Raw genomic sequence first — 19,121 nt, 5'->3', positions numbered from 1 at the left:
CGGGTTATCGGCGTATCAATTAATGCCATGTTCAATCGCATGGTCTAAATAATCACGCTATACAGGATTTTATGGGATTCGGATTGCGGAAATTCCTCATCTTTTTAAGCTTGGCCGGCGGGGTAATGGCGGGCAATGCAGCGGCATGGAGCAAAGAAGGCATCAGCTTTCTGGGCCGTCAGATGATTCCGCAAATTGATGCAAGCAACGGTTATTTTCAGGTGCGGGTGCAAAGCCGCGTCATCATCCGCGTATCGCCGATCAATAACCGGGATACCTTTGGGCGGACCGTCCCGTCATCGGAGAATTTTTCCGAAAAGAAAGCTCGCAAATGCTATGCAATGTCGCAATTTATCGGCTTTCGCAGTGGCAGCGGGAATAAACAAAATCTGGAATTACTGACCCGTGATGGCAGCTTGGTTCGCGCCTATTTGGCTGATGGCTGCCTATCCCGGGAATTTTACGCAGGCGCGTATATGGAACGCCCCTCCGATGGCAATTTATGCGAAGATCGCGACATCATGCACGCCCGCACGGGTGCGAAATGCGAGATTGATAAATTCCGCCTGTTGGTCGCAAAGCGGTAGATGGGTTCAGGACCCTGCGGCCGCTGTTCGCTTGGCCTACCGTCTTTTTACCCGAAATTCCGTCGCGGTCATAGCGGGCCAAGTGGCTATTTTCTTGACATTTGGCGGGATCATCGCCTAAGCGCAGGCCCAGCTGAGGCGGATGCGACATGCTCAGCCAGATACTCATTTTCCGGAACCCTATATGCTATTTGCCGACATCGGTCTTTCTGACGAATTATTGCGTGCCGTGACCGAGGCAGGTTATACCGAGCCAACCCCTATTCAGGAACAGGCGATCCCGCCGGTTTTGATGATGAAGGATATTATCGGCATTGCCCAAACGGGCACCGGCAAAACCGCATCTTTCGTCCTGCCGATGATCGATATTCTGGCGCAGGGCAGGGCACGGGCGCGGATGCCGCGGTCGTTGATTTTGGAACCGACCCGCGAACTGGCCGCGCAGGTGGCCGAAAATTTCGAAAAATATGGCAAATATAGCAATCTATCCATGGCGCTGTTGATTGGCGGCGTGTCGATGGGGGATCAGGTAAAGGCGCTGGAAAAAGGCGTCGATGTGCTTATCGCGACTCCCGGACGCCTGATGGACTTGTTCGCGCGCGGCAATATCTTGCTGACCGGCTGCGACCTTTTGGTGATTGATGAGGCGGACCGGATGCTCGATATGGGTTTCATCCCGGACATCGAAGAAATCTGCACCAAGCTTCCGGCGCAGCGTCAGACATTGTTATTCAGCGCAACGATGCCGCCGCCGATTAAAAAGCTGGCCGACAAATTCCTGACCAATCCCAAATATATTGAGGTTGCCCGCCCGGCGACGGCGAATGTCAACATCGAACAGAAACTGGTCAGCGTTGCGGCCAACCGCAAACGGGCAAAGCTGAGCGATTTACTGCGGGCGGAAAAGGTTGAGACAGGCATTATTTTTTGCAACCGCAAAACCACCGTGCGCGATTTGAATAAATCGCTAACCCGCGATGGTTTCCGCGCCGGCGAAATCCACGGCGATATTGATCAGGCAACACGCCAAGCGCAGCTGGCTCTGTTCAAAAGCGGGGAGATTAATCTGCTTGTCGCATCCGACGTTGCCGCGCGCGGATTGGATATTAAAGGCGTCAGCCATGTGTTCAACTATGACGCGCCTTGGCATCCCGATGATTATGTCCACCGCATTGGCCGCACCGGACGCGCCGGTGCCAAGGGCAAGGCCTATACCTTCGTCACCAAAGCCGATGAAGAAGCGATCGACAATATTGAAAAGCTGGTCGGCTATAAAATCGCCCGCGACAGCGGCGCGCCTGAATCTGCGTCCGGCGCAGACGAAAAAGCGGAGAAACCCGCTGATAAAAAACCGGCAGATAAAAAAACGGCGCGGGCGAAATCCGATAGGCCAAAAGACGACCGTCCAAAACGTCCAGCGCGCAGCGATAGCAAACCCAAAACGCCCCCGCCCGCCAAAGCCAAGTCAGCCAAAAAATCCGATGTCAATGACGGCAATGACGATGGCTGGAACGGCCCGCTGCCCGATTTTCTGGGCGTAGGTTTCGGCGATTAAGCACAAAGGCGCAGGGCCATTACGGCGCGGCATGGCCGGTAACCCCGCCGTCCCCATTCCGTCACCCCCGCGAATGCGGGGGTCCATCACCAAAGCCGCAGGTTTACCCTGCAAGCCCGGACCAAAATGTGGCCTTGGGGGAAAGATGCCGTCCCAGGCCACCGTTATTTATTGATTGTCTTTACGTAATCCCAACTATATTTATTGGTAATGGATAATGCACTCGTGTGAGTGCGTTAGCGGTGACGTGGGAGGATGGAATGGCGAAACATACTGGCTTGGTGCGCGTAATTGTGGGAACAACAGTTTGCGTTGCCGTTGGCTTGTCGGCGACAACTGCATCGGCTCAATGGACGCTTAGTTTACCGCCTCCAGTGCAAACCGCATCCTATTTTGCTGCTGACAATATTGGTCGGGAAGTTGCCGAAGAAAATTCTAACACAGAAAATGACCCAATAAGATCAAAGGTAACCGCTCCTGTATCCTCCCTCACCTACACCCCCTCCTCATCACGCACCCGCGCGAACATGCAGGCCTTTATCGCCCATGCGGAGAAGCAAAATCCGGGCAATGGGGCGCAGTTGCAGCTGCTGGTGAACTCCATGGATGTCATCGGCACCGTCAGCGGCGCAATTAATCAGCTTGGGCTGGACCCGAATAATGTCGCCGATGTCTATGCCATTTACTGGATCGTATATTGGGGCCTGGCCAACCGCTATTATGACGACCCATCGCCCGCCTCTTATCGCGCCGTTGCAAATCAAGCCGCGCGCGGCTTTGCCTCCTCCCCTGAATTCGTCGCCTCTTCGGATGCGGATAAGCAGAAGATGGCCGAAGAATTGATGCTGAATATCCTGTATTTCAGCAGCATCGCCGAAGAGGCCAAGACCAACAAAGCGGTGGCCGACCAATTCGCCAAAGCATCGATGGAAGGCAGCCGGAAATCTGGGCTGGAACTCGACAAGATGACGCTGACCGAAGACGGCTTTGTGCCTAAGTCAAAAACGACCGGCGGATAATGCAGGGCGCGGGGGGTGATGGCAAGAAACCATTTTGGAAATGTTAAGAAACAGATACTTAAGGCTTGCGACGTTAGCACGATATCAGAAAAAAACAGCAATTTTAGGATACAATTATGAGATTAATTTTCTTATCACTTTTGCTCTTATCTGCCCCGTGTTCTGCTCAATTCTATGATTTTGTGGGAAGCATGTCTCCTAATTCTTGGAACAATACTACCCAATATTTGGACACCTCGACCGTCTTAGATACTGATGAAGACTCGAGTGACAATGACGATACGGACAAAAATTTTGGCCAGCTATCCTCCCTCACTTACACCGCCTCCGCTGCGCGCACCAAAACCAACCTTCAAAGCTTCGCCAACAAAACACGCGCATCTGACCCTGAAGGGGCGGCGAAAATGGAGCAGTTGTTCGCCTCCACCGATATTATCGGTGCGATTGGCGGGGCGATGGACGGAGTTGGGTTGAATCACAGCAATGCGGCAGATGCCTTTGCGCTTTATTGGGTGTCGGCATGGAAAGCCGCCAACGGCGACAGCAGCAGCGCGGCGGCACGCACCTATCAAGCCGTGGCGCAGCAGGCGGCGCGCGGGCTTTCCTCCTCCCCCGAATTTGCCCGCGCCACCGACGCCCAAAAGCAAGAGATGGCAGAAGCGATGATGATACAGGCCGCGCTTATTGATGCCTATGTCGAGGAATATGCATCCGACCCCGCGATGCTGCGCAAAGTCAGCCAAGCCGTGATGCAAGGCGCGAAAGCGTCGGGCTTGGAACTCGACAAGATGACGCTGACCGAAGGCGGTTTTGTGAAGGCGAAATGAAATTGCGCGGCTCCGCTGGTATGGCGGCGCAATCATTGATGGGTGCGGCGACCGGTTAACGGCCTTCGCCGGTTATCGTTTTATCCTGGCTGTCTTCATTACCGCTTTTGACAGCGCTGCGTTTATAGACCGGGCGGCCGCCGACCCATGTTTCTTCGACGATAGTGGCGCGAATGTCGCGGGGGCTGGCGAGCAGGGGGTCGGTGTTGATGAGGATGAAATCCGCGCGGTATCCGGTCGCAAGCCGTCCGACTTTCCCTTCGGCAAAGGCCGCATAGGCCCCGCCGGTGGTAAAGCCCGCCAGCGCCTGTTCACGGGTCAGCCTCTCTTGAGGCCGCCATCCGCCAAAGGGCGCTCCATTGGCATCTTCGCGGGTGATGGCGGCGGCGATCCCGGCAAAGGGATTGGCCGGTTCCACGGGCACGTCGCTGCCCAAGGCAAGCTTTCCGCCCGCTTTCAATATGCTTTGCCAGGCATAAGCGCCGCCGAGCCGGTCGGGCCCCAGCCGCGCTTCGGCCATTAACCGGTCGGATGTTTGATGCACTGGTTGCATCGACGAAATAATGCCGTGTCGGCCCAGGCGGGGCAGGTCCACTGGATCAACAATTTGGGCATGTTCAATGCGCCAACGCCGGTCGCCAGTGAAGGTATCCGACAATTCCTCTACCGCATTGATCACTTCGGCATTGGCGGCATCGCCAATCGCGTGGACGGCGGGTTGGAAACCGTCCATGACGGCGCGGACCATCAAATTGCGCAGCTCCGCACTGGCCAGAAATTGCAGGCCTTTTTCCTTGGGCGCATCGGCATAGGGTGCCTTGAGCGCTGCGCCCCGGCTGCCCAATGCGCCGTCGAGATACAGCTTCACGCCGCCCAGCCGCAGCTTGTCATCATACAGCCAGGGGGTCGGGCGCGGTCCGGCTATCGCAACCATATTGTCGATGCCGCCCGCATATCCGAATATCCGGATCGACAGCCAGCCGTCGTCGCCCGCACGGCGATAGCTTTGCCAATCGTCAATCGTGGTGCCCATATCGGCAATGGCGGTAATCCCTTGCGACAGCAAAATCTCCTGCGCCTTGGCCAGCGCAAGGTCACGTTCAGCGGGTTTTGGCGTGGGCACGAATTTTTGGATCAAGCCTGACGCTGCATCAATGAAAACGCCAATGGGCTTGCCATCCGCTTTTTCGATCCGCCCGCCATCGGGGGATTTTGTTGCCGGCGTGATGCCCGCGATTTCCATCGCCCGGCTATTGGCCCAGCTGGCATGGCCGTCGACCCGTTCCAAAAGGACAGGGCGGTCGGCGACCACGCTATCGAGATCGGCGGCGGTGGGAAAACGACCAAGGCCCCATTTTTCCTGATTCCATCCGCCGCCAATGATCCAGCGGCGATCAGGGTATTTGGCAGCATAAGCGGCAATTGCCGCCTGCGCCTCGGCAAGGCTGCTGGTATCGCTAAGGTCGAGCGTAAGCGCCTGAAACCCGGTGCCCATGACATGGCCATGCGCGTCGATCAGGCCGGGCAGCATCGTCATACCCTTGCCATCGGTTTTATAATCCAATTGCTTGGGCGGTTTATCCTTGCGGGTCAAAAGCTGCGACACCTTGCCATCGCGGTCGATCAGCAAGGCGGTAAAGCGCACCACCTTGCCATCTTCGTCCAAGGTGATGCCGTTGACATTGTCGATCAGGCCGTCGGCATGGGCGGGCGCGGCGAGCAGGCATAATGCGAGTGCCGCCGATGTGATTGGCCATTTCATCTTTTGGGTAATCTCCTGACCAGCGCGCTGGTATCCTGTCTGCCGCCGCCCATATATTGGACGTCGGAATAATATTGATCGACCTGTGCCGCGCACGGGATAGACGCCCCATTGGCGCGCGCCTCGTCCAGCGCCAGCCCCAAATCCTTGCGCATCCAATCCACCGCAAAGCCGAAGTCAAATTCGCCCTTTGCCATCGTTTGCCAGCGGTTATCCATTTGCCAGCTTTGCGCCGCGCCGCCGGATATCGCCTCAAATACCTTATCCAGATCAACCTCTGCACATTGTGCAAAATGGAGCGCTTCCGACAGGCCTTGCAGGACGCCGGCAATCGCAATCTGATTGACCATTTTCGTGGTTTGCCCGGCGCCAGCGCCGCCGACATGGACGATCCGTTTGGCATAGGCCTGCATGATAGGTTCGCCGGCGGCAAATGCCTCGGCACTGCCCCCACACATGATCGACAGCGTGCCATTTTCCGCACCCGCCTGTCCGCCCGAAACCGGCGCATCGATGCAATGCAGACCGCGGGATTTGGCCTCTACCGCCAATTGCCGGGCAATCCGGGCCGATACTGTGGTATGGTCAATGAACACAGCGCCTTTCGCCATTGCGGCAAATGCGCCGTCGCGGCCCAGCGTAACGCTGGCCAAATCATCATCGGTACCGACGCAGGCGATCACCACATCTGCGCCCGTTGCAGCCTCCGCCGGAGTGGATGCAACAGTCCCGCCGTGCGCCGCTGCCCAAGCGTCTGATTTAGAGCGTGAGCGGTTATATACGGTCATCTCATGCCCTGCCGCCTTCAAATGACGCGCCATAGGCCCGCCCATTATCCCGATTCCAATGAAAGAAATTCTTGCCATATGTTTGTCCTAATGACTGTTTTCTCTTTAGGCTAGATAAGATAAGGGCCATTTCCATATGACCGACCAATTGACCTTAACGCACATCCGCGCCGCGCATGAACGGATTCAGGATGCCATCGTAAAAACGCCGACTTTGCACAGCAAGACTCTGTCCAATCTGACGGGCGCGAATATTTATTTAAAATTCGAAAATCTTCAATTCACCGCTGCGTATAAGGAACGCGGGGCGCTCAACGCCTTGCTGCTGCTGAGCGAAGAAGCGCGCAGCAGGGGGGTGATAGCGGCATCAGCGGGCAATCATGCGCAGGGGTTAAGCTATCACGGCACGAGATTGGGCGTGCCGGTGACCATCGTCATGCCGGTCACAACGCCGACGGTAAAAGTGATGCAAACCGAAAGCGTTGGCGGCACTGTGGTGCTGCATGGTGAAACCTATGACGATGCCAGTAAATATGCGCGGGAATTGGAAAAGGAAAAAGGCCTGACCTTTGTTCATCCATTTGATGATCCCAATGTTGCGGCGGGGCAGGGTACGGTCGCGCTGGAAATGATGGAAGCGGTGCCCGATCTGGATATGATCGTCGTGCCCATTGGCGGTGGCGGGCTACTGTCCGGCATGGGAACCGCCGCCCGCGCTCTCAAACCCGATATTGGAGTTATTGGGGTGCAGGCGGAACTTTACCCATCCATGTATGCTCAGCTGAATGGCAAGCAAATGGCATGCGAAGGCGATACGCTCGCTGAAGGTATCGCCGTGAAAGTGCCGGGCGCCTTTACATCGAAAGTCGTTGAAAAGCTTGTCGATGAAATTTTGCTGGTGTCCGAACCGGCTTTGGAAACAGCGGTAAGCCTGCTGTTGCAGATTGAAAAAACGGTGGTGGAAGGCGCAGGCGCGGCGGGCCTTGCGGCGATCATGTCGCATAAGGAAAAATTTGCGGGGAAAAATGTCGGCGTGGTGCTGTGCGGCGGAAATATCGACACCCGGTTGCTTGCCAATGTGCTGCTGCGCGATTTGGCGCGTTCGGGCCGGTTGGCGCGGCTGCGTATAACGCTGCAGGACCGGCCCGGTGCTTTGTTTAAGGTGATGCGCTTATTTGATGAGCATAACGTCAACATCATCGAAATTTACCATCAGCGGATATTCACGACTTTGCCCGCAAAAGGTTTAATTACCGATATTGAATGCGAAGCCCGCGATGCGGCGCAGTTGCAGGGATTGGTCGATGGCTTGGCGCAAAGCGGATATGAGGTGGAGCGGGTTGAGTTAAATTAATTCACAAATTTCTTGGTAAATACTCTTTTCACATAGGTCCGCTGCGGGCATAAAGAGGTGGTCCAACAATAATAGCATCGGTTCACGGGTCAGGCATGAGCGCACCAGTTAAATTTCCTCGATTCTTCGTCACGAATCCAGGGCCTTGCCCTTATTTGCCGGGGAAAACCGAACGTAAAGTTTTTACCGAATTAAACGGCCCGCACGCCGATGAGTTGAATGACGCGCTTGGCCGTATCGGATTTCGGCGCAGTCAAAATGTTGCCTATCGGCCTAGCTGCATTGATTGCAAAGCGTGTGTGTCGGTGCGCGTCCTGACCGAAGAATTTGAACCCAATGCGACGCAGCGGAAAATCCTGCGCCGCAATGCGGATTTAACGGTCAATGCGTGCCGCCCATGGTCAACGTCCGAACAATATGATTTGCTGCGCCGTTACCTGCAACAACGCCACCCTCATGGCGGTATGACCGATATGGACGATATGGACTATGCCGATATGGTCGAACAATCGCCGGTCAAGAGCCACATCGTTGAATATCGTGAACCTGGCCGTTTTGGTCAGCCCGGAAAATTGGTGGGCGCGTGCCTGACCGATCAACAGGGGGACGGGCTGTCCATGATCTATAGTTTTTATGATGCAGATATTGAGGGCCGCACGGGTCTTGGCAATTTTATTATCCTCGACCATATCATCCGCGCACGTAAGGCTGGGTTGCCATTCGTCTATCTTGGCTATTGGGTCGAAGGTTCACCGCGAATGAATTACAAAACCCGCTACCGCCCGCTCGAACGTCTTGGTCCCGATGGTTGGAAGCGTTTTACCGGGGAATGAGCTTTTAACCCCAGCTCCACATCGCAGCGGCACCTGCTGCGCCTGATAGCAGCGCCAGCCCCAAATAGCGCCAAAAACCGCCCCCACTGCGTTCCTTTTTGTCCCAGATCAGCTTCACCTCGGGCAGGGGCGGGGGATCGGGCGCGCCGCCCTTGCGCGGTAATTGCGCATCGAGGCGGCGGATCAAATCGGGGATCAGCTTGATCGTTTCGGCCTGCTTACGGATTTCCTCGGCAACCGCAGCTTCGGGGCCAAGCTCACCGCGTATCCAGTCCCTGACATAGGGCGCGGCCACATCCCACATATTGATGGCAGGGTTCAAGCTGGTCGCGATACCCTCCACCATCACCATAGTTTTTTGCAGCAGCAACAGATGCGGCTGGGTCTGCATATCGAAATCGCGCGTGATCGCGAACAGGCTATCGAGCATTTGTCCGACCGAAAGCTCGCTCACGGGTTTGCCGCGCGTTGGTTCGCCGACAGCGCGCAGTGCCGTCGCAAATTCATCGACATTGTGATAATCAGGCACATATTTTGCCTCAAAATGGATCTCTGCCACCCGCTTATAGTTGCCGGTGGTCAGGCCATAGAGGATTTCAGCGAGCCAGAAACGCGCCTGCCGGTTGATCCGTCCCATAATGCCGAAATCAATGGCGACAATCGTGCCGTCGGCGCGGACGAATAAATTGCCCTGATGCATGTCGGCATGAAAATAACCCTCAGCAATGGCTTGCCGCAAAAAGGTAAGGACCAATTTTTCGGCCAGCGCATTAAGATCATGCCCGGCGTTGCGAAGACCCTCCACATCGGCAATTTTAATGCCGTCAATCCAATCGAGCGTCATGACCCGGCCCGATGTCCGGTCCCAATCGATGTTGGGTACTTCATAACCTTCCACCGCTACCATCGCTTCTTTCAGTTCGGACGCGCTGGCCGCCTCGCGGCGCAGGTCAAGTTCGCGCAGGGTCCAGCGTTTCAAATTGGCGATGACCAGCTGCGGCCGCAGCCGTGCTGCCTCTCCGCCCAGCGCCTCCAGATGCGCTGCCGCCCATTCATAAGTTTCAATATCGCGGCCAAATTGTTCGCGGATGCCGGGACGTAATATTTTTACTGCGACATCACGGCCATCGCTGGTGCGTGCTTTGTGCACCTGCGCGATCGATGCGGCGCCAACGGGTTCGGGTTCGATATGTTCGAACAGCTCAGCCGCCGGTGCATTTAAGCTGGTGTCTATCGCTTCATAGACCAGATTGAAATCGGCGGGCGGCAATTGGTCTTGTAGGGTCAGCAGGTTGATCGCCGGTTCTACCCCAATGATATCGGGCCGGGTTGCCAATGTCTGCCCCAGTTTGATGGCAGCGGGGCCGATCGCCCGGAACGCGCCTGCATAATCGGGCTGTTTGGGTTGGACTGTGCCGAGACGCGCGATGCGGCATAGCCGTTTCACCTGCGCCGGTGTATTCCGGTCGGCCTCAATCGCCCGCAATGCGCCATGACGGGCCAAGATGCGCCCCCATTTCAGCAGGCGGAATATGTGAGTGATGGGACGTGTCATGAAGCGGCGATCAAACCTTCCATCCCGAATGGATGGCGACCAATCCGCCCAATATCGGCTCGACCTTCACCTGCGCAAAACCGGCATCGACGATCATGTGTTTGAATGTTTGCATATCGGGAAAACGCCGGATTGATTCGGCCAGATAACGATAGCTGTCCTCGTCATTGGCGAGCAGCTTACCCAGTTTGGGCAGGATATTGAGTGAATAAAGATCATTTAATTTCGACAGGCCGGGCCATTCCATCGTTGAAAATTCAAGGCAGTAAAAACGCCCGCCATAGCGCAGCACACGGTGCGCCTCACGTAGCGCCTTTGGAATGTCGGTGACGTTGCGAATCCCAAAAGCAATGGTGTAGGCATCGAAATGGAGCGCCGGAAACGTCAACTCCTCGGCATTTTGCTGGCTCCACACCATGCTATCAAGGCCGCGCTTTACCGCCCTCTGCATCCCGACATCCAGCATCTCGGCATTGATGTCAGAGACGGTGATATTCGCGCCTGATTTTTCCATGCGAAAGGCGATGTCGCCCGTGCCGCCCGCCATATCCAGTATATCTTCGCCTTCGCGCGGGCGAACGCGGGCGACGAATTTATCTTTCCACAGCCGGTGCGTGCCTGCGGTCATCGCATCATTCATTAAGTCATATTTGCTGGCCACGCCGGAAAATACTGCGCCCACACGCCGCGTTTTTTCATCGGGCGCGACTTGTTCAAAACCAAAGGATACTTTTTCGCTCATGCTAAGCGCCTTAGACAATAGTTGCGGCAACCGCAAAGACTGTTAGGTGAATTTCATTATGCCTGAATTACCTGAAGTGGAAACCACCGTTGCGGGCCTGCGCAATGTGATTGATGGTCAGATATTGATCCGCGCCGAACCGCGCCGCGCCGATTTGCGATGGCCGATGCCGCCCGATTTGCGGCAAAGGCTCACTGGCGCACGGGTCGTGTCGCTCGGCCGCCGCGCAAAATATGGGCTTATTTATACCGACCGGGATGATGTGCTGATTTTCCATTTAGGAATGTCGGGCCGTTGGCGTGTCGATCCTGTAGACATTGAAAAGCATGATCATTTTATTTTGGAAACCGAACAGGGGCGCGTTGCGGCGCTGAATGATCCGCGCCGATTCGGCTCGCTGGACCTGATACCGGCGGCGCAGCTGGCCGAATATAAGGCCTTCGTGACCATGGGCCCGGAGCCCTTGTCCGATGCCTTTGACGCGGCAGCGCTGCACACGGCCATCGCCAGCCGGGCTGCGCCGATAAAGGCAATGCTGCTTAATCAGAATATCGTTGCGGGACTTGGCAATATCTACGTGTGCGAGGCGCTGCATATGGCCGGAATTTCTCCGGTGCGCCCGGCAGGCAGAATCAGCAAAGCGAAATTGACCATTCTGGTTGGCGCGATAAAAACCGTGCTGCAATCGGCCATTGAAGCTGGCGGATCGACGCTGCGTGATTTTGCCGCGCCCGATGGCGAGCTGGGCTATTTTGCGAAACAATGGCTGGTTTACGGTCGAGAGGGGCAAGCCTGCGCCTGCGGAGCAGCGGTAAAAAGGCGGGTTGATTCGGGCCGCTCCACCTTTTACTGCAGCCAATGTCAGCGGTGAAAAACAGGGAAATCCTTCACTTTGCCGTTGACGTAGTGATAGATGATGGCTAATGGCCGCGTCTTCCAAGGGTGTTTTGTGATTCTAACCGCCCTGCACAACATTCAGTTTTTTGAGGTTATCTATGGCAAATACGCCGCAAGCAAAAAAGCGTATCCGTCGCAACGCGCGCCGCACCGATGTAAACACGAGCCGCATCAGCCGCATTCGTTCGTTCATTAAGAAGGTCGAAGTTGCAATCGAATCGGGCGATAAAGAAGTTGCCGCTGCTGCATTGAAAGCAGCGCAGCCCGAAATTATGCGCGGCGTTTCGAAAGGCGTGTTGAACAAAAACATGGCTTCGCGCAAATTTAGCCGTCTTAACAAGCGGGTAGTTGCCCTCGGTTAACTCGCCGCTTCGGCGCATTAGAAAATTGGAAAAGCCCGCCCTTTGTTGGCGGGTTTTTTTTGCCCAGGGTACCGGTTATTTTCACTGGTGTTAACACCCTAGGGATTCCGGCGATTCGGAACAGCATGAGCCAACCGAATTCAATATTATTACTATATATCAATATTTTATGGATTATTTAACGCAAATCCTTGGCTTGGTTCGAGTCAATGGCATTTATTTCATTTTTTTTACGCCCCTGCTCTTGATCGACTCGTTTACCCCTGCGTAAAGAGTTTAACCGGTGACGCAATTCTTCGTGATGCTTCGCCCTATATCACAGTGATATTCTGCTTGTTTCATTTGTATGCGCAAATGGGCCGTGTCTTATGTCGCCAAAATATAGGAGAATGAAGCACATGGTTAATTGGTGGATCCGAAAGGGGTGACAAAGGGGCGAATTAGGGTGAGAGCACAGACAAATACCGGGCCGCAAAAATCAGCATTTGAAAATAACAATATAGAGGCTGGCGCGTTGACCGCACAATTTGAAACAGATTGGCAAAGCATTTCTTCGGGCCTGCGCCGGGATTTGGGTGCACAAATTTATGGTCAGTGGATCAGGTCGATCACATTGGGCGATTTTTGCGACCTTACGGGCACGCTGGAGCTGATCCTTCCGTCCGAATTTTCGGCGAGCTGGGTTGCCGATCATTATGCGGACCGGTTGAGCCTCGCGTGGAAAAGCACCAATAAAGCTGTCCGCCAATTGAAAATCCGCACGCGGCCGGGATCTGTGCGCGTCGAAAAATTGCCGGATGACAGCAACGCCGCAAAATTGACGGCGATCTCATCATCGCCGGTCCGCGCGACGCTCGATCCGCGCATGACCTTTGCCAATTTTGTGAAAGGCCAAACCAATATTTTGGCGCTGAGCGCTGCTGAACGGGTTGCTGCGGCGGACAAGCCCCTTTTTAACCCGCTGTATCTGCAAGCCGCAACCGGGCAGGGCAAAACCCATTTGATGCACGCCATTGGCCATGCCTATGCCGACATCAATCCCACTGCGCAGATTTTATACATGTCTGCTGAAAAGTTCATGATGGAATTTGTGACCGCGATGCGGGCGAAGCAAGTTATGGATTTCAAGGCGCGGCTGCGCGCGGTCGATGTGCTGCTGATCGATGATATCCAATTTATCATTGGCAAAGTTTCGACACAGGAAGAATTTTTGCATACGATCGACGCGATCATCGGAGCGGGTAAACGCTTGGTTGTCGCCGCCGACCGGGCGCCACAAGCGCTGGACGGGGTTGACCAGCGGATATTGTCGCGTCTGTCCATGGGGTTGGTTGCCGATATTCAACCGGCTGATCTGGAGCTGCGCCGCACGATATTGGAACAGCGGCTGGCACAAATGCCCGGAACAATATTGGGCGAAGATGTGATAGAATTTCTTGCTCGGACAATCAGCCGTAATGTCCGCGAGTTAGAAGGCGGCCTCAATAAATTGCTCGCTTACGCGCAGCTCACTGGACGCCCTATTACCCGCGCATTGGCTGAAGAGCAGCTGAAGGATATATTGAGCGCGTGCCGCCGCCGGATCACCATCGATGAAATCCAGCGTGCAGTATGCGAATATTACCGCATCGATCGTAGCGAAATGTCATCTAAACGCCGTGCTCGTGCGGTGGTGCGCCCGCGTCAGGTGGCCATGTATATTGCGAAGATTATGACACCGCGCAGCTATCCAGAAATTGGCCGTAAGTTTGGTGGGCGCGATCATAGCACCGTCATCCATGCTGTGCGTCTCGTTGAGAATCTGCGCGATCAGGATAGCGAAATGGACAATGATGTCCGCACGTTATTGCGGCAATTGGAAGCCTGATCGATACGCAGGGGCTTTTCATCGCGATAAAGTGTCTCTATCCATGCCTCGGTCAACACAGGAGGCATGATTGCTTAGATATTGTACCGCTTGCGGATCTGAATTGTCGCCCGAAATGCGTTTTTGCGGCTCGTGCGGAACGGCAGTAAAAGCACCATCGGCACCGCCGCCCGCCGCAGCAGCACCGCCCGCCAGCATACCGCCGACACCGCCAGCTCCCACGGCCCCGCAAACGCCAGTTGCTGTGCCGCCACCGCCTCCACCTCCACCTCCACCTCCACCTCCAAATGGTGCTGGTGACCCGCCGGTTGAGGCTATGTCAATTTCGGCTGCGCCCATTTCGCCGACACCGGCCGTGCCGCCCGAAAGCGTTAGCATCCCGGGATATGCCCTTGATGACCCGGACGATCAGGATGGGCCGGGATTTAACAAATTGTGGATCGGCATCGGTGCGGCGGCTGTGCTCGTCCTCGCCTTGCTCTATTATTTCTTGTTTATCGCCGATGATATTGGCGGACGGGAGGGCGGAACGCCCACAGCACAGACCGATCCTGAACAAGTTGTCACCGCCGAAACCAAATTATTCTATGCGAATAGCGCGGCCAATATTCGAGATGCTGCGTCGGTTGAAGGCAGCAAGATCACCGGAAAGTTGAAACGCGGGGATGAGGCAAAGGGAAAAATTATCGCCAGCGAAAAAGATGGCGATCAATGGCTCGAACTCGAAGATGGCCGGGGATTTGTCAATCTGGTCAATTTGAGCGAAAATGAAATGCCAGTTTTGGCGACCGATCTGGCGCGCAAGTCTATAACCTTGGGCGGCAATGTCGAATTATGGAATGCACCGGCCGATGACGCAGTGATTATGGATCGCCTGTCCAAGGGGTTGACGGTGACCGCGTCGGGAATCACTCAAAATGACTATATCGAAATCATCCTAAAAAAAGGCGGAGTAGGCTACATTGCAAATGGCGCATCGGTGCTGGCTGAGGCAGGGAAGGCGGCGATGGGGCCGCCAATCGCGATCAAGCTTGATCCCAATGGCTGCGCAGCCGGACCGGACATAAAAGCGTTGTTCGATCAAATCTATGCACGTCAAGCGGCGCAGCGCAAAGCGATTGAGGATGCCGACTATCCCAATGATGAGGCCCGGGACGCGGCGCTGACCAAATTTGAAAATGGGCAGGAAGGCAATAGCCGATTCTTGAAAGTGCAGCGCAGCTTTAAGGGGCTCAGCGTTACCGGTATAGCGCAGCATTACGAATCGCAATCGGTTTACTTTGCCGATCCGCCCGAAAAAGTGCGGGAAGTATTTCGTTCGCTCGGTGTTAAAGTGGGTGATGATGGCCAACTGCCCTCGCGGGAAATATATGCTGGTATCGACCCGTCGAATAACCCAGCCTATGGAAAAACCGATTTGGGCTGCGGCGTTTAGGGGGCGGGGCTGTCCCGCATAATACCTTACCTCATATCAAAAAAAGGGCGGGATAACCCCGCCCTTTTATTTTGATATCAGCAAATGCCCCGCTATTTTTTACCCTTGGGCTCTGGCGCCACGGAGATGCGAACGACTTCGCCGCTATTGCCCGGGAAGCCGGTGAACATCGCCTCAATCAAATTGGGCACCAGATAGGGCAGTTTGTTCGACCGCGATTTGGCCTCTGCCTTTCCTTCGAACAGGCTCTTGCCATCGCTATTGCGGGTGATTTTCATGTCGATGTCGCCGGTATAGACCGTGAAACTCTCAACATCATAGCCGCCGTTAAAGCCGTAGCCGCCAAACAGGAACGGATCATAAAAGCCGTAGACATAACGGCGCCCATGACGGCCCCTAAAGCCCACCGGGCGGTAAAACCCGCGATAGCCAAAGAAACCAGCGCGGCCATAGCCCCAAAAGGGATCGTAAAAAGGATCAGCACGCAATACGCGGCGTTCCTTGCCATCATCCACGCCATAATCAAGCGACACCGTCAGGTCCGCATTTGCTCGGTCAGCGGCAGGAACATAGCCAAGCTCCGACATTTTTGCGGCGACCAATGACGCATATTGATCAAATTCAATACCGCCTTCATTTTTTGGATCGGCTGGCGCAATCGCAAAGCTTTGACCCTGTGTCTCGGGCAATTGTTGAAAGCGTGATACTTCCGCCCGGAAAGGCGTGGCGCAACCCGACAGGGTCAGCAAAGCTAATGGGGCCGCCATTAATGCGGTTTTACGGATGATGTTTCGGACCTTTGCCATCATATGTTCCTTTTCGCAGCAAGCTGATCTTCCCCAATAATGAGGTAGATCATATCCCATATAGGATGAACCGCAATTGAATATCAGTGCTGTCCTTGCCGCTAACGCAGCAAGCCCAGTGCATTATATGTGGCATCTAATGTTGGTTTCGCAAGGGCTGCCGCTTTTTCTGCACCTTTTTTCAGCAGCGCGTCGGTGGCGGCCTGATCTTGTTTCAAATCAACAAACCGCTCTCTTATCGGGCGCAGAGTTTCGACGAGCAATTCGGCCAAGGCCGGTTTGAATGCACCGAATCCTTGTCCCGCAAATTGGTTCAACACCGCCTGCGGTTCCATATTGGCGGTTGCCGCATAGATATTCACCAAATTGCGCGCCTCCGCCCGGCCTTCCAAGCCGTCCAATTCCGAAGGCAGCACATCAGCATCCGATTTCGCTTTGCGGATTTTTTGCGAAATCACGTCGTCATCATCGGTCATATTGATCCGGCTCGCGTCGCTGGGATCCGATTTCGACATTTTCGCCTCACCATTGCGCAGGCTCATCACCCGCGTGGCGCTGCCGGTAATATAGGGTTCGGGCAGGGGGAACAGACCGGTATCATAATCCGTATTGAACTTTGCGGCAATGTCGCGGGCAAGTTCCAGATGCTGTTTCTGATCCTCTCCCACCGGGACATGGGTTGCCTGATATAATAAGACATCCGCCGCTTGTAGGACGGGGTAAGCAAACAGAGCGATGCTTGATCCTTCTCGGTTTTTGCCGGCTTTATCCTTAAATTGAGTCATCCGGTTCAACCAGCCCATGCGCGCCGTCCCATTGAGCAGCCATTGCAGCTCTGCATGAGCGGGAACGCGGGCTTGATTGAATAATATAGACTTATCAGCATCCACCCCCGCCGCAATCAACGCCGCCGCCATTTCACGGGTCGACGCGCTGAGTTCAGCAGGATCATGCGGCATGGAAATCGCGTGCAGATCAGCGAGGAAGAACAGGCATTCGCACTGATCCTGCATTTTCACCCAATTTTTAATCGCGCCCAGATAATTGCCCAGATGCAAATTTCCGGTGGGCTGTATGCCCGATACGACACGCATGATGATTTTCCCTATTCAGTTGATGCTGGCGCGTTATCCTGATTGCGGCGGCGGCGCAACATGCTGACAATATCATCGCGGTCGACGGCGCCAACCATCCATCCGGTGACCGCATAGACGAACAGTCCCGATCCGCACAGCAACAGCAACGACCAGATTTTTTCGAATATACTGCCGGAAAAATGCGGCATCAAGACATCCATCAACCACCATAACAGAGCGGACATCACCGCCACGGCAACCAATTGCCGCAGGATGCGGGCAAACAGCTTTCCAGTAAAATAAAACCACCCGCGCTTGTGAAGCACTGCATAAAGTAGCAGGCAGTTGAGCGTCGCAGACAGGGCGGTCGCGCCCGCCAATCCAACAATTCCCCAGCCGAGGCCCCAAATGAACCAGATGTTGAGGCCGATATTAAAGGTCAGCGATATCAGAGCCGTAATGACGGGTGTGCGGGTATCGGAGCGCGCAAAAAATCCGGGGTTCAATATTTTGACAATGACATATGCCGGTAGGCCCGCGACCAGCGCCATAGTGATATTTGCCATGATTGCGCCATCATTGGCGGTGAATTTCCCCGCCACGAAAAAGGCGCTGGTAAAGGCCGGCGCGCAAATGGCGAGCGCAGCGGCGGCGGGCAGAGTTAACAAGGTTGCCATTTCAAAGGCATTGGATTGCAGGCGCTGCGCCTCCGCCTTATCCTCGCTTTGAATATAGCGGGATAACATGGGAAGGATCGCCGTGCCCAGCGCAATGCCCACAATGCCCAGCGGCATTTGGTTTAGCCGGTCGGCAAACTTCAGCAGCGTCAGCGACCCTTGCGGCAGTGATGTCGCAAAGAATGTGTCGACAAACTGACTGATTTGGTAAATCCCGGCACCAAAGGTCGCAGGCAGGATAACCATGCCGAGTTTTTTGACCTCTGGAGTCAGGCGGGGGCGCGAAATATGTAGCTTCAATCCCGCACGGCGGACCTCCCAAAATAAATAGACCATCTGCACAAAGCCGGACAAGGCTACCGCTGCAGACAGGGCATAGACAACATATGTATCGTCGCCGCTGTTCCCGCGCCAATAATAGCCAGCCGTTATGCCGCCGATCAGGACGAGGTTGAACAGGATTGGTGCGATGGCGCCGGGCGCAAATCGGGAGCGGCTGTTCAAAAGGCCGGTGAGCATCGCAACCACGCTGATAAAAGCGAGATAGGGGAATGTGACCCGGCTTAAAAATACGGCCAGATCAAATTTACCTGGGACCGATTGAAATTCGCCGGCGAGGAGCCACACAACGCCGGGCATGGCCAGCATCATGATGGCCGAGAATATCAGCAATATCCAAACAAACACCGACAAAACATCATCGGCAAATTTCGCCGCCGCTGCCTCACCATCTTCACTGGCGAGCATCCGCGAATACATAGGGACAAACGCCACCGAAAATGCGCCCTCGGCGAATAATCGGCGGAATGTGTTGGGGAAAGTGAACGCCAATTGATAGGCGTCGGCGGCAAGCCCCGCGCCCAATACCCGCGCCAAAATCATGTCGCGGATAAAACCGAATATCCTGCTGATTATGGTGAAACCGGCGATGGTCGAGGTGTTTTTAATCAGACTCATGGAAGGAATCCTGATAAACAAA

At 55.0% G+C, this 19,121-nt stretch carries 17 protein-coding genes and 1 pseudogene; 11 read left to right on the top strand and 7 right to left on the bottom strand.

From position 1 onward, the window contains the following. Window positions 1-71: 71 nt before the first annotated feature. From ACFOWX_RS10805 to ACFOWX_RS10790, 4 genes are all read left to right on the top strand, one after another. The gene (locus ACFOWX_RS10805) at window positions 72-587 is read left to right on the top strand and encodes a hypothetical protein (RefSeq protein ID WP_381423972.1); all 516 of its coding nucleotides are present in this window, start codon (window positions 72-74) and stop codon (window positions 585-587) included. A gap of 184 nt (window positions 588-771) precedes the next feature. Continuing rightward, window positions 772-2,142 carry a DEAD/DEAH box helicase gene (locus ACFOWX_RS10800; RefSeq protein WP_381423970.1) on the top strand — a complete coding sequence of 457 codons (1,371 nt, stop codon included), beginning with the start codon at window positions 772-774 and terminating at the stop codon, window positions 2,140-2,142. A 260-nt stretch (window positions 2,143-2,402) separates the two neighbouring features. Further along, the gene (locus ACFOWX_RS10795) at window positions 2,403-3,161 is read left to right on the top strand and encodes a DUF6683 family protein (protein WP_381423968.1); all 759 of its coding nucleotides are present in this window, start codon (window positions 2,403-2,405) and stop codon (window positions 3,159-3,161) included. Between the two features lie 191 nt (window positions 3,162-3,352). Further along, window positions 3,353-3,988: a DUF6683 family protein gene (locus tag ACFOWX_RS10790; protein WP_381423966.1), complete on the top strand. Its 636-nt coding sequence runs from the start codon at window positions 3,353-3,355 to the stop codon at window positions 3,986-3,988. A 55-nt stretch (window positions 3,989-4,043) separates the two neighbouring features. On the opposite strand, the gene ACFOWX_RS10785 is transcribed toward ACFOWX_RS10790, so the two are convergent. Together ACFOWX_RS10785 and ACFOWX_RS10780 are read right to left on the bottom strand one after the other, a co-directional pair. After that, window positions 4,044-5,750 (bottom strand): amidohydrolase, encoded by a 1,707-nt coding sequence (locus ACFOWX_RS10785; protein WP_381423964.1) that lies wholly within the window; start codon window positions 5,748-5,750, stop codon window positions 4,044-4,046. Continuing rightward, window positions 5,747-6,616: an NAD(P)-dependent oxidoreductase gene (locus ACFOWX_RS10780; protein WP_381423962.1), complete on the bottom strand. Its 870-nt coding sequence runs from the start codon at window positions 6,614-6,616 to the stop codon at window positions 5,747-5,749. The genes ACFOWX_RS10785 and ACFOWX_RS10780 overlap by 4 nt, the downstream gene beginning before the upstream one ends. A gap of 58 nt (window positions 6,617-6,674) precedes the next feature. On the opposite strand from ACFOWX_RS10780, the gene ACFOWX_RS10775 reads away from it, so the two are divergent. Together ACFOWX_RS10775 and ACFOWX_RS10770 are read left to right on the top strand one after the other, a co-directional pair. Further along, on the top strand, window positions 6,675-7,892 hold the full coding sequence (locus tag ACFOWX_RS10775) for a threonine ammonia-lyase (protein ID WP_381423960.1): 1,218 nt from the start codon (window positions 6,675-6,677) through the stop codon (window positions 7,890-7,892). Window positions 7,893-7,987: 95 nt separating this feature from the next. Continuing rightward, complete coding sequence (locus ACFOWX_RS10770; protein ID WP_381423958.1) at window positions 7,988-8,725, top strand: arginyltransferase; 738 nt, start codon at window positions 7,988-7,990, stop codon at window positions 8,723-8,725. Window positions 8,726-8,729: 4 nt separating this feature from the next. Here the strand turns inward: ACFOWX_RS10770 and ubiB are convergent, their stop codons facing one another. Both ubiB and ACFOWX_RS10760 read right to left on the bottom strand, forming a co-directional pair. Further along, entirely contained in the window at window positions 8,730-10,280 is a 1,551-nt protein-coding gene (gene ubiB, locus ACFOWX_RS10765; protein WP_381423956.1) for a 2-polyprenylphenol 6-hydroxylase, read from the bottom strand. 10 nt (window positions 10,281-10,290) lie between these two features. After that, window positions 10,291-11,022, bottom strand: coding sequence for a class I SAM-dependent methyltransferase (locus ACFOWX_RS10760; RefSeq protein WP_381423954.1), 732 nt, complete (start codon window positions 11,020-11,022; stop codon window positions 10,291-10,293). Window positions 11,023-11,080: 58 nt separating this feature from the next. Between ACFOWX_RS10760 and mutM the strand changes: the two genes are divergently transcribed. From mutM to ACFOWX_RS10735, 5 genes and pseudogenes are all read left to right on the top strand, one after another. Further along, window positions 11,081-11,893: a bifunctional DNA-formamidopyrimidine glycosylase/DNA-(apurinic or apyrimidinic site) lyase gene (mutM, locus tag ACFOWX_RS10755; RefSeq protein WP_381423952.1), complete on the top strand. Its 813-nt coding sequence runs from the start codon at window positions 11,081-11,083 to the stop codon at window positions 11,891-11,893. Between the two features lie 124 nt (window positions 11,894-12,017). Further along, window positions 12,018-12,281: a 30S ribosomal protein S20 gene (gene rpsT / locus ACFOWX_RS10750; protein ID WP_381423950.1), complete on the top strand. Its 264-nt coding sequence runs from the start codon at window positions 12,018-12,020 to the stop codon at window positions 12,279-12,281. Between the two features lie 445 nt (window positions 12,282-12,726). Beyond that, window positions 12,727-14,148 carry a chromosomal replication initiator protein DnaA gene (gene dnaA / locus ACFOWX_RS10745; protein ID WP_381423948.1) on the top strand — a complete coding sequence of 474 codons (1,422 nt, stop codon included), beginning with the start codon at window positions 12,727-12,729 and terminating at the stop codon, window positions 14,146-14,148. A gap of 70 nt (window positions 14,149-14,218) precedes the next feature. Continuing rightward, window positions 14,219-14,263, top strand: a pseudogene (locus ACFOWX_RS10740) (hypothetical protein); the annotation flags it as partial. 201 nt (window positions 14,264-14,464) lie between these two features. After that, on the top strand, window positions 14,465-15,583 hold the full coding sequence (locus ACFOWX_RS10735) for a hypothetical protein (RefSeq protein ID WP_381425077.1): 1,119 nt from the start codon (window positions 14,465-14,467) through the stop codon (window positions 15,581-15,583). A 92-nt stretch (window positions 15,584-15,675) separates the two neighbouring features. On the opposite strand, the gene ACFOWX_RS10730 is transcribed toward ACFOWX_RS10735, so the two are convergent. From ACFOWX_RS10730 to murJ, 3 genes are all read right to left on the bottom strand, one after another. Further along, on the bottom strand, window positions 15,676-16,389 hold the full coding sequence (locus tag ACFOWX_RS10730) for a DUF4136 domain-containing protein (protein ID WP_381425018.1): 714 nt from the start codon (window positions 16,387-16,389) through the stop codon (window positions 15,676-15,678). A 101-nt stretch (window positions 16,390-16,490) separates the two neighbouring features. Further along, window positions 16,491-17,483 carry a tryptophan--tRNA ligase gene (trpS, locus tag ACFOWX_RS10725; RefSeq protein ID WP_381423945.1) on the bottom strand — a complete coding sequence of 331 codons (993 nt, stop codon included), beginning with the start codon at window positions 17,481-17,483 and terminating at the stop codon, window positions 16,491-16,493. A gap of 11 nt (window positions 17,484-17,494) precedes the next feature. Further along, window positions 17,495-19,099, bottom strand: a complete 1,605-nt coding sequence (murJ, locus tag ACFOWX_RS10720) for a murein biosynthesis integral membrane protein MurJ (RefSeq protein WP_381423943.1) — start codon at window positions 19,097-19,099, stop codon at window positions 17,495-17,497. Window positions 19,100-19,121: the final 22 nt, after the last annotated feature.

Source organism: Sphingorhabdus arenilitoris (genome assembly GCF_042651485.1).
GTDB classification, from domain to species: domain Bacteria; phylum Pseudomonadota; class Alphaproteobacteria; order Sphingomonadales; family Sphingomonadaceae; genus Sphingorhabdus_B; species Sphingorhabdus_B arenilitoris.
Note: the sequence above shows the minus strand (reverse complement) of the source record. Positions and strands in the feature narration are given on the sequence as shown.